5 protein-coding genes are annotated in these 11,208 nt (G+C 60.1%); 1 reads left to right on the top strand and 4 read right to left on the bottom strand.

The features are described 5' to 3' along the window. From AO068_RS21740 to syrB1, 4 genes are all read right to left on the bottom strand, one after another. Positions 1–5,321, bottom strand: a 5,321-nt coding sequence (locus AO068_RS21740) for a non-ribosomal peptide synthetase (protein WP_161936604.1), incomplete at its 3' end; no start/stop codon positions are given. A gap of 388 nt (positions 5,322–5,709) precedes the next feature. Further along, positions 5,710–6,921, bottom strand: coding sequence for a syringomycin E biosynthesis aminoacyltransferase SyrC (gene syrC / locus AO068_RS21735; RefSeq protein WP_058409412.1), 1,212 nt, complete (start codon positions 6,919–6,921; stop codon positions 5,710–5,712). Positions 6,922–6,991: 70 nt separating this feature from the next. Then, complete coding sequence (gene syrB2 / locus AO068_RS21730; RefSeq protein ID WP_058409411.1) at positions 6,992–7,924, bottom strand: syringomycin E biosynthesis L-threonyl-[L-threonyl-carrier protein] 4-chlorinase SyrB2; 933 nt, start codon at positions 7,922–7,924, stop codon at positions 6,992–6,994. A gap of 17 nt (positions 7,925–7,941) precedes the next feature. Then, a complete protein-coding gene (syrB1, locus tag AO068_RS21725) occupies positions 7,942–9,786 on the bottom strand; it encodes a syringomycin E biosynthesis L-threonine--[L-threonyl-carrier protein] ligase SyrB1 (protein ID WP_058409410.1) in 1,845 nt (614 codons plus the stop codon). Between the two features lie 333 nt (positions 9,787–10,119). On the opposite strand from syrB1, the gene AO068_RS21720 reads away from it, so the two are divergent. Further along, complete coding sequence (locus AO068_RS21720; RefSeq protein WP_058409409.1) at positions 10,120–11,181, top strand: TauD/TfdA family dioxygenase; 1,062 nt, start codon at positions 10,120–10,122, stop codon at positions 11,179–11,181. Positions 11,182–11,208: the final 27 nt, after the last annotated feature.

Here is an 11,208-nt window from a genome sequence, read left to right as displayed (position 1 = left end):
AGCAGCGGCAGGAAAAACTCCCAGACCGACACGTCGAAGCCGAACGGGGTCTTTTGCAGTACCCGATCATTGCTGTCCACGTGATAGGCGTCGCGCGCCCAGAGCAGGCGGTTGACCACGCCCAGGTGCTCGTTCATCACGCCTTTGGGCGTGCCGGTGGAACCGGAGGTGTACAGCACGTAGGCCAGATGATTAGGCTGAAGACCCAGGGCCTTGGCATCCGGGTTAACGCTCGGCTGCTTAGCCAGTTGCGCGAGGTCATCGCGGTCATCGAGCACCAGCACCGGAAGGTCCAGGGCCGGCCGGTTGTCGTGCAGATCCTGAGTGGTCAGCACTGCCTGCGGCGAGCTGTCCTCAAGCATATAGGCCTGACGCGCGCTCGGCAGGTCCGGGTCAATCGGTACATAGGCGCCACCGGCCTTGAGAATACCCAACAGCGCCACGACCATTTCCGGTCCGCGACGCAGGCTGACTGCAACTCGCGTATCCGGCTCCACGCCCAGTTCGATCAGGCGATGGGCGAGCTGGTTGGCCTGTTGGTTGAGTTCGGCGTAAGTGAGCAGCGGTCCGCTGTCGTCGCGTACGGCGCAAGTACCCGGACGCTGGGCGGCCTGTTGCTCGATCAGTTGGTGAATCAACACATTGCGAGGATAAGGGTGGGCAGTGTCATTGAAGCCCGCCAGCAACAGCTCGCGCTCATCGTCCGGCAGTATCGACAGGCTGTTCAACGCGGCATGCGGGGTGTGTTCCAGTGCTTCCACCAGGCTGTGCAGTGCAACCTGCATGTACTCGCCGATGCGCTGAGCATTGATTTGCTGGACGGCCTGAATAGTGAGCGTGAAAGCATCGCCCAGGTCATCGACGTTCAGGGTCAACGGGTAGTTGGTATTGTCTTCGGTGCCGAAAGACTCGATCCCTTCCCAGGCGGCGGCAGCTTGTGCCGAAACATCGCCCACGACACTGTGCCGGTAGTTGAGCAATGCACTGAATAGCGGCGTCGGTGCGGCCACGCCGCTGCAGCGCTGGGCGAGCACCAGCGGAGCATGCTCATGCCCCAGCAAGGATGTCAGCCGCTCGTGGGTCGCCTTCAATCCCTCGGCCACTGTCGTCGCGTCGATATCGACGCGCAGCGGCAAGGTATTGATAAACATGCCCAACGCACGGTCGGCACCGTCGCCGGCCTGCATACGGCCCAGCAGTACCGTGCCGAACACCACTTTTTCACAGGCCGAGACATTGCCCAGCACCCGCGCCCAGGCCAGGTGCATCAGGCTCGCGACGCTGACGCCTGCCTGTCGAGCCTGAGCCCGCAAACGCAGGCTCAGCTCGGCGGCCAGGGGCACGCTGGCCTCTTTGAGGTCACGGCCGCCGTCCTGCACATCCTGCACACCGAATGGCAGGGTCGGCTCGACGATGTCGCCGAGCATCTCGCGGAAGAACGCTTGGTGCTGAGCATCACGGCCCCCCAGGCGAGCCTGGGCGACATAGTTGCGATACGGCACCGTCTCAGCCAACGCATCGCCCTGACCGAGCAGGTGCGCCTGAATTTCATGCAGGACCACGGACAGGGAAGTGGCGTCGCTGACCAGGTGATGGGACAGCAGCATCGCCAGCCAGCGGTCGTTGACCGGGTCATGGCTATAGACAATGCGCATCAATGGCGCGTTACGCACATCAAGGCGGTAATGCCGAGGGTCGAAGCGCTGGTGCAATTGCTCGTCAACCGGGCCGTCTGCAGGGTCGAGGAACAACTCGGTGACTTGCAGTTCAGCCTGGCGCAGCACCACTTGCACCGGTTCATCGAGATCTTCCCACAGCACCGCGGTGCGCAGGATATCGTGGCGGTTGATCACGCCTTGCAAAGCGCCGCTGAAAGCGTCCAGCCGCGCCCGGTCAGATAAGCCGAACAGTGCTTTCAGGGTATAGGGGTCGCCCTGTTCGGCACTGATATGGTGGTAAAGAATCCCCGCCTGCAACGGTGCCAGCGGGTAGATGTCCTGCACATTGGCAGCACCGCCGGGCACATCTTTCACCACGCGGTCGATCTGCGCCTGAGTAAGGCTGATCAGCGGCAGCAAGTCAGGGGTGATGTGTTCGCAACGTTCGGGAATCAGGTTAGCCGGCACCACGACGTCCGTGCCGCCATCGACTGCTGCGGCAAGCGCCGCCACGGTCGGCTGGCCGAACAGCACATGCACATCGGCACTCAGACCGACATCGCGCATTTGCTGGATCAGTTTCACCGCCAGCAGCGAGTGGCCGCCCAGTTCGAAGAAGTGATCATGACGACCCACATGTTTAACCTTGAGCACGTCGGCCCAGATCGACGCCAGCAGCGTTTCCACTTCGCCTTGCGGCGCTTCGTAACCGCGGCTGATCAGCGATTGCGCATCCGGAGCAGGCAGTGCCTTGCGATCCAGCTTGCCGTTGGGCGTCAAGGGCAGGCTGTCCAGCTGCACAAAAGCGCTGGGAACCATGTATTCGGGCAGGTGTTCAAGCAACTCTTTGCGCAGGTTTTCGGCGGGTGCCGGCTCGCCACATAGGTAGGCCACCAGACGCTTGCTGTCAGGTTGTGTCGGGTCGTCTGCGCGGGCAACCACTACCACTTCACGCACACCGGCGCACAAGGCCAGAGCGGCCTCGATTTCGCCGATCTCGATACGCAAGCCGCGGATCTTCACCTGGAAGTCATTACGGCCCAGGTATTCCAGCGCGCCATTGGCCAGCCAGCGGCCCACGTCGCCGGTTTTGTACAGACGGGCCTGCGGGTCGCTGGAAAACGGGTCAGCGACGAAACGCTCGGCACTCAATTCTGGCTGGTTCAGGTAACCCCTAGCCACGCCGATGCCGCCAATGTGCAGCTCACCGGCCACGCCCAGCGGTTGCAGCTGGCCCAGGGCATCCAGTACGTGCATCTGAATGTTGGCAATCGGACGGCCGATGGGCACGCTGTCGCCCGGGTCTGTCGGGCGGCATTCCCAGGCAGTAACGTCGATGGCCGCTTCGGTCGGGCCATACAGGTTATGCAGTTCGACGCCCTTGAGGTGTTGCTCGAAGCGGCGCTGCAACGCACGAGGCAAGGCCTCGCCGCTGCACAGCACGCGGCGCAGTTGTGGGAAGTCGCGGGGCGAACGGTGTCCCAGAAATACGTCGAGCATTGAAGGCACAAAGTGCAGCAGGGTAATGCCTGCGTCACTCATTACCTGCGCCAGATAGTCGGGGTCCTGATGGCCACCGGGACGCGCCATGACCAGTTCGGCACCGGCCAGCAGCGGCAGGAAAAACTCCCAGACCGACACGTCGAAGCCGAACGGGGTCTTTTGCAGTACCCGATCCTGACTGTTCACTTTATAGGCGTCGCGCGCCCAGAGTAGGCGGTTGACCACACCAAGGTGCTCGTTCATCACGCCTTTGGGCGTGCCGGTGGAACCGGAGGTGTACAGCACGTAGGCCAGATGATTCGGCTGAAGACCCAGCGCTTTGGCATCCGGGTTGCCGGTCGGCTGTGCGGCAAGCTGTGCGCTGTCCTGGTGGTCATCCAGAATCAGTACAGGCAGCGTCATGGCCGGCAGGTTTTCGCTAAGGTCCAGAGTGGTCAGCACCGCCCTTGGCGAGCTGTCTTCGAGCATATAGGCCTGGCGAGCGCTCGGCAGGTCCGGGTCGATCGGTACATAGGCACCACCGGCCTTGAGGATACCCAACAGCGCCACGACCATTTCCGGACCGCGACGCAGGCTCACTGCGACCCGCGTATCCGGTTCCAGGCCCAGTTCGATTAGGCGATGGGCGAGCTGGTTGGCCTGTTGGTTGAGTTCGGCGTAAGTGAGCAACGGCCCGCTGTCGCTGCGCACCGCGCAGGCATCCGGACGCTGGGCGACCTGTTGTTCGATCAACTGGTGAATCAGGACATCGCGGGGATAGGCGAGGGCGGTTTGGTTGAAAGCTGCCAGTTGCTGATGCTCGTTTTGGCTCATCAGCGGGAAGTGTGCCAAAGGGTTGTCGTGTTGATTCAGCACAGCTTCAAGCATGGCGAAAATGCGCTGCTGTATGCGCTGAACTTCCTCGAAGGTGAAGTAAGCCGTGTTGAAGTTGAAGTCCAGGTGGATGTCTTCAGAGGGATGGTAATCGCGTACAAAGATCGCCATGGGCGTCTGTTCGTAGCCGTTGTCCAGCATCAGCACCCGCGCCGGGTCCTCGCAGCCGAACGTGACGTCACCATCGAAGCTTTCGAATGACAGTGAAACATCGAACAGCTGATGGCGTCCGGTTTGCGCCAGCCGCAGGCTACGGTTGAGTTCGGCAATCGGGAAACGCTGGTGACGGTAAGTGCGACGTAGTTGCGTACCGATGTTATTCATCAGGTCGACCAGCGTTGCATGCGGATCGAAGCCCACGCGAATCGGGCTGATCGAGGAAAACATCCCGATGGTGGCTTTCTGACGAGCATTGGTGCGGTTATGCACCGGCATTCCGACAACGATCTCATCGACGCCTACGGTACGGCAGAAATAGGTGCTGATCACTCCGACCAGTACATGAGCCACGGACAGGTTGCATTCGCTGGCAAACTGCGTAAGCGCGTTGTAAAGCGCGCGGGGCAACACGGCTTGAACCTGGTCACTGGGGGCGGGACCGTTGGTTACGCCTGCCTTGAAATCTGCTCTGCGTTGCAGCAGAACCGGCGGCAGTTGGGCGTAGGTCTGCTCCCAGAACAGTCGATCACGCTCGTAGCGAGAAGACGTCATGTAGGCCTTGTCTTCTTCAAGGAACGAGAGGTAGGAAGGCCCCTCGGCAAGCGTTTGCTTGCCTTCCAGCAAGCCTGAGTAGACATCGCTTACGGCGTGCGCGATCAGCACTGCACCGATACCGTCGGCGACCAGGTGGTGCAAGCGATTGAACCAGTAATAAAGTTGCGGACCGCAACGAACCAGACGCGACTCCCAGAGTTGTCCGGTCATTGACTCAAAGGGTTGGCGGAAGGACTCGCGCAGATGCGCAATGGCATGCTCGGCGTCGCCGTCGACCTCAGGCAAGTCGGTCACTTCAAGCTTGAACGGCGCCTCGGACAGAACACGCTGGCCGCCCATACCACTCTCGTGGCTGAAACTCAGACGCAACGCGTCATGGCTGTCGATGACCATCTGGATGGCTTTCTCGAACAACACAATATCGATCTCGCCCTTGATCTCCAGAGTCATGCCGATGTTGTAGTAAGGCAGGTGCGGGTGTGTGAGCTGATCGAGCCAGATACCTTGCTGAACCGAAGCCAGCGAAAGGGGTTCTTGTTCTTGCGTGCACAGATTGTCGATCAACGAATTCATCTCAAAGCACCTGTTTGCGAAATCAATTGGCTCGTCTCCGGTCGAAGGGCGGCGCGGCATGTGGCTGGACGACTGCCAGTCGGAGGGAGGACTAAAAACATTGAAAAAAAAATAGAGCATCCCCTTGGGGATGTCTGTCGTGGGAAGCTGGGACAACTGCGGGCTTCCGGGCTGGGTGTTCAATGATTCAAGACTGTTCGGTATAAAGGCCCGGACCGATTCGACTGGCTTGTGGAGCGGGGTGGTGAAGGGAAGGTTGTTGATTGGTGCTGCGCCAGTGTGCCGCCTGGAAGGTGAGCCGGTTACCGCCGCGCTCAAGGCCGCAGCGCAGAGTGAAGTCGGGGGCCTGAGCCCCCGCCCTTTTATTCGCCGAGGTGTCGCGCGACTGTCAGGCGACAGCGGGCTGAAGAACTTCGTCCAGGAAGCTGAAGGCGGTGTGTTTCGATTGCGGGCTGGAGACAAAGAACGCGAGGTGGCTGCCATTGTGTTCTATGTGCAGCGTGGCGTCCTTGATCGACGCAGCGATATGCCGTGAGCCACCGATGTGCGTCGTCGAGTCGGCATCGCCAGCCACGACCAGAGTTGGCGCGCTGATGCGCGCCAGTCGTGATGCCAGCTCGGTCTTGTTCAGTGCGTCATTCAAACGCGCATAGCGATAGAACAACTCGGGATTGACATAGGGGTAAAGCACCACGTGGGCAATGGACTCGGGGGTAGTGGCCAGCGTCGACTGGTCCAGGAACATCGCTTGCAGGTCAGCAGCCTCGCCGCGATCCTGAGCTGCGCTTTCCATCAGCCATTCGAAGTTTTGCTGATGAGCGGTACGCAGATCGTTGTCGCCCAGGTTGTAATCGCCATGCCACAAACTCAGGGAGCTGACCCGTTCGCGGTGGGCAGCGGCGGCGCTCAGGGCGATCACCGCGCCGCCGCAGATGCCCATCAGGTGTGCGGTCGATAGCCTGAAGTGATTCATCACGCTGATCATGTCGGCGACCTGAGCATCGGTGTCCACCGCAATCTGGTCGAACGCCTCGCAGGCACCGAACAGCCCCCGGGTCTCCCAGGTCACGACAAAAAAGCGCTCGCTCAAGGCGTCGAACCAGCCGCGGCAGAGATCGAACGGAATGCCGCAAGGCAATGCCAGAACTACAGGAGGCAGTTCGCGGTTGGCGCTGGCATGCACCAGCAATTGCGCATTGTCACGGGTGGTCAGGTGCAGTGTCTCTATGTGCGGTACTGCACCGCTGAATTCAAAATGCTTGAGCAGTCGACTGAATGCGGTTACGTCTCCAGCATCGTCGAAGTGCTCGTAGCTATAGTCGAGCGCTTCACAGATTTTTCGGCTTATAAAGTATTCGAACGACGACAGTTGTGCCTCGCCACCGTGCAAGTACTGCAGGGTGCGCACGCCGATGCGCGCAAACGCGGCATTGATCGCCCGCTCTGTGGCTCGCACGCTGGAGCAAGCCGGCTCTGGCAGCGGGCCGTTGGCCTGGGCGAGAAAGCTCAGGCACACGGGATCGGGCAAATTGAGAGCAAGGTGCCTGAGCATCCTCACCGTCTCGCACAGACGCATCGCTGCGTCGGAGGAAATAGTCATGGATCGTTACTCTTTTTGGGCGCTTTTTCAGGCACATTGCGCAAGGCTACTGTCGTCTGACGTAGTTGGATCAGACCGTTTCGAATTTTTTGCCGCGTGTGGTGTGGGTCACGAGACGGTTGTATTCCGGCGTTTCGTCACCGATCACCTGCACCGCGCCGTATTTCTCCAGGCTGATGCGGCCGCCGTACTCTTCGATGTGGTCCGAGTCCGGGTAGATGTGCACGAAGGAAGGTACATAGCGTGACGCGAAGCCCATGCGCATTTCCTGTGATTCGCCGCTGTGCGGATAGGACGCGTGCATCAGCGTCGACCAGAAAATGATGAACTGCCCGGCCTTCATCTGCATGGGTACAGCAGAGGCCTCGTCAGGTTTCCAGTTCTCATCGATCTGCAACTGGCGATAGTCGTAACCGAAGAAACCGCGACGCACGCCGTCCTTGACCACCGAATTGTTGGCATCGGGCTCATAGCTCATGCGCTTGGTTTCGTCATAGTTCATGCTGTTCTGGGTGCCAGGAATGAACTGCAGGCAACCATTGGCAATGTTCGCGTCAGTGAACGCCGTCCAGACGGTGATGGTGCCGCCGAACTCTTCGTTCTCCGGCCAGATGATCTGCGGTTTGCCGGAGGCATTGGCGAAGGTATCGGCCTGATGCCAGTCGGTGCCTTCATCACCCGGATATTTAGGAAAGAACTCGGTGCGCCAGCAGAGCACGTTCGGACCGAGGATGCTTTCGACGCGGTCGCAGATTTCCGGGCGGCAGATGTGGCTGGCCAGAAAGTCATCGTCCAGATGGCGGTCATAGTTGGCGATGTTGGTACCACCGGAGATGGCGTCCAGATCCTGGTAGGCCGCGGCGCTACGGTCGAGCAGACGCAGGCGGGTGCGCTTCCAGGTTTCTTTCATTTCTTCTGGCGAGTAGGCGTCAAACGGACCGATAAAGCCGTTTTTCTCGAACGAGGCACGCTGTTCCGCAGTTAAAGCGAATTTTTTGCTCATGAGCTTTTCCTTTTCGGTCAATGGGCTTGAACAAGGCTACGGGAGATGTGGTCGGCCAGGACTTTGGCCGTTGCGCCATCCGCCAGGATTCCTGGGTCGAGGTTGATTTTGTAGTGCGCTTTGAGCTTGCTAAGCGAACGGATCAGCGCCAGCGAGGTGCCACCGGAATCGAAGAAATCATCATTGACGCCGATGTTTTTCAGACCCAGATCTTCGCTCCAGACCTTGAGCACGAAGTGCTCCTGTTCACTGAGGCCCTTGACGTCTGCCGCACGTAAAGGCGCTGTGTCAGCGGTAGGCGAGGGCAGTTGTTGCTTGTCGATTTTGCCGTGGTGGGTCACCGGCAGCGATGCCAGCGGCACATACACCGAAGGCCGCATGTACTCCGGCAAACTTTCGGCCAGCAGTGCGGCAACTTCGCTGCGGGTCTGTTCAGTCCAGGCATCGACGCCTTTGCCTGGCACCACGTAAGCCACCAGACGCAGGTCACCATCACCGTAATCGTGTACGCCGACATGGGCAGCGGCGATGTTCGGGCTGGTTTGCAGAGAGGCTTCGATCTCGCCCGGCTCGATGCGGAAACCGCTGATTTTCAATTGTTCATCGCAACGACCGGCGTAACGGTATTCACCATTACTCTCCAGGGTCATCAGGTCGCCAGTGCGGTAGGCGCGTACAGCACCGGGCAACTCGACGAAACGCTCGACGTTGAGCGCTTCACGGTTCAGATAGCCCTGAGCCACGCCGGCGCCTTCGATGTACAGCTCACCCGTGGTGCCTTCCGCGACCGGGGCCAGGCTTGCGTCAAGCAGGTGCAGGCGCCAGCCGTCCAGCGGTTTGCCGAGAGAAACCATGGCGGCTGTTTCCAGGTCCTGCGCCAACACTCGCTTGAAGGTGGTGTGAACGGTGGCCTCGGTGATGCCGTACATGTTGATGAGCGCAGGCTTCTGGTCGCCATGGCGCTCGACCCAGGGACGCAGCACGGTAGCGGGCAACGCTTCGCCGCCGAAGACCACGTAGCGCAGGGCAAGAGGTGCAGTATTGCCACGATCAGCTTCATCAAGACCGCGGAAGGCCGATGGTGTCTGGCTGAGCACGGTGACGCGCTGATCGGCAAGCCACTGACGCAGGCTGGCAGGAGAGCGCGAGACTTCATACGGAACTATAGCCACCTGGCCGCCGTGGGCGAGGGCACCCCAGATTTCCCAGACCGAGAAGTCAAAACCGATGGAGTGGAACATCGACCAGACGTCCTGGGCGTTGAAGTCATAGGCGCGCTGGGTACTTTCCAGCAGGCGACTGACGTTGCCATGGGAAACCTGCACGCCTTTGGGCTCACCGGTGGAGCCAGAGGTGTAGATGATGTAGGCAGTGACCTGATCCGGGTCTGAACGGCCGTCTTCGGCAGCCAGTTTCAGCGCCGGTGCGGACAGCAACTCGTCAAGGGCCAATACGCGCAGAGACGGTATTTTCGGCAGATCTGCAGCATCGCCGATGATCAGGCTGAGGCCGCTGTCGCGCATGATGTGTTCGACGCGCTTGCCAGGGTATTGCGGGTCAACCGGCACATACGCGCCGCCGGCCTTGAGAATGCCCAGCAGGCTGATGACCAGATCGACGCTACGCGACATGTACATCCCCACACGCATTCCGTGGGTCACACCTTCACTGCGTAAACGCGCAGCCAGCTTGGTCGAGAGTGCTTCGAGCTGTGCGTAGCTCAAGGTCCTGAGCGTATCACTGACTGCGATGCGCTCAGGAAATTGACGTGCCCTGTCACTGAATATCTCGTGCAGAAAAGCACCGGGCTTGAGAGGGGCTGACGCGGCGCCAAGCGATTCGTCAGTGTTCTTGATCGGCATGACAAAGGCTCCTGTTTAGTAACCAGGTGCAGCGTTCAAATCCACTGCACTCGAGACATCCCTGCGGCCTGAAGGATCTGTTCGAAGGGCCGGCAAAATCCGCAGTTGGCGCATTTCAGCACCGACTGCCGGCTTGCGTCTGTCGAGGGAAATGGGGACAAGGCCCTGGCGAACACCATGAATTCGCTTTGACATGCTGCGCGACCGCTGTCCCGGAATGCGGTGACAGACGCCCCCCGGCCATCAGTGTTTTTATTCTTGCGCGGTGCTGGAACGTGTTGGTCTGGCACCAAACAACGTGGATGTGAAGGGCTGAGGTCCAGGAGTTTATTCATGAGTCTTCAAGCTAACACTGCGCCCGTTTTCGCTGACGAACAGCGAGCGGAGGCGCCAACGTGGCCCGACGGAGCCGCTGACCCCTCGGTGCGGTTGTCCCTGCTGGCTGCTGGCATCAGTTTGCCAATGGTCGTCGAGCCAATCGCTGACGGGCTGGACCCGGCTCAGTGGGCCAGCGAGCGACGCGAGGCAATCGAGGCATTGTTGTGTCGTCACGGCGCGGTGTTGTTTCGCGGGTTTGACCTGCCTTCGGTCGCCGCCTTCGAAGCATTTGCCGAGGCGCTGTCGCCTGGCCTGCACGGCACATACGGCGATCTTCCAAAGAAGGAAGGCGGGCGCAATGTCTATCGCTCAACGCCGTATCCCGAGCGCGAAATGATCCTTTATCACAACGAGAGTTCGCACCTGGAAAGCTGGCCTCGCAAGCAGTGGTTCTTCTGTGAGAAGCCATCGAAAGTGGGCGGGGCAACGCCGCTGGCGGACATTCGCCAGGTGCTCGCCTATCTGCCCAAAGAGGTGGTCGAGCGCTTTGAAAGCAAAGGCCTGCTTTACAGCCGCACCTTCACTGCCGGTGTCGAGCCGAGCTGGGAATCGTTCTTCGGCACCTCTGAGCGCAGCGTTATTGAACAGCGTTGCCGCGAGCAAGGTACAGACTTCGAATGGCTTGACGGCGACACGCTGCAGCTTCGCACCCGGTGCCCGGCGGTGATCAGCCATCCGTTCACCGGCGAGCGTGGCTTTTTCAATCAGGTGCAGTTGCATCACCCCTATTGCATGGGCGAAGAGCTACGCGAGGACCTGCTCGATATGTTCGGCCCCGACCGCCTGCCAAGGTTGGTCAGCTATGGCGACGGCTCAGCCATCGAAGACTCGGTGATGGCCTTGATCGGTGATGCCTACGAGGCTTGCGCAGTGCGCTTCGACTGGCGCAAGGGCGATGTGGTGATGCTTGACAACATGCTCGTCGCCCATGCCCGAGACCCTTATGAAGAGCCCCGGCTGATCGTTGTGGCCATGGGTGAAATGACTGATCGGGGCGATGTCTGGCAACCGGCCTGAATGATCGACATCCATTGATACCGTCAG

Origin of the sequence: Pseudomonas sp. ICMP 3272 (assembly GCF_001466905.1) — a bacterium.
Classification (GTDB): domain Bacteria; phylum Pseudomonadota; class Gammaproteobacteria; order Pseudomonadales; family Pseudomonadaceae; genus Aquipseudomonas; species Aquipseudomonas amygdali.
The sequence above is the reverse complement of the archived record's forward strand: the minus strand, read 5'-3'. Positions and strand labels throughout refer to the sequence as shown.

Bases quoted from the DNA above. Each gene is read 5' to 3' on its own strand.
- AO068_RS21720 (WP_058409409.1), top strand. From the start codon at position 10,120: ATGAGTCTTCAAGCTAACACTGCGCCCGTTTTCGCTGACGAACAGCGA.
- syrC (WP_058409412.1), bottom strand. From the start codon at position 6,921: ATGACTATTTCCTCCGACGCAGCGATGCGTCTGTGCGAGACGGTGAGG.
- syrB1 (WP_058409410.1), bottom strand. From the start codon at position 9,786: ATGCCGATCAAGAACACTGACGAATCGCTTGGCGCCGCGTCAGCCCCT.
- syrB2 (WP_058409411.1), bottom strand. From the start codon at position 7,924: ATGAGCAAAAAATTCGCTTTAACTGCGGAACAGCGTGCCTCGTTCGAG.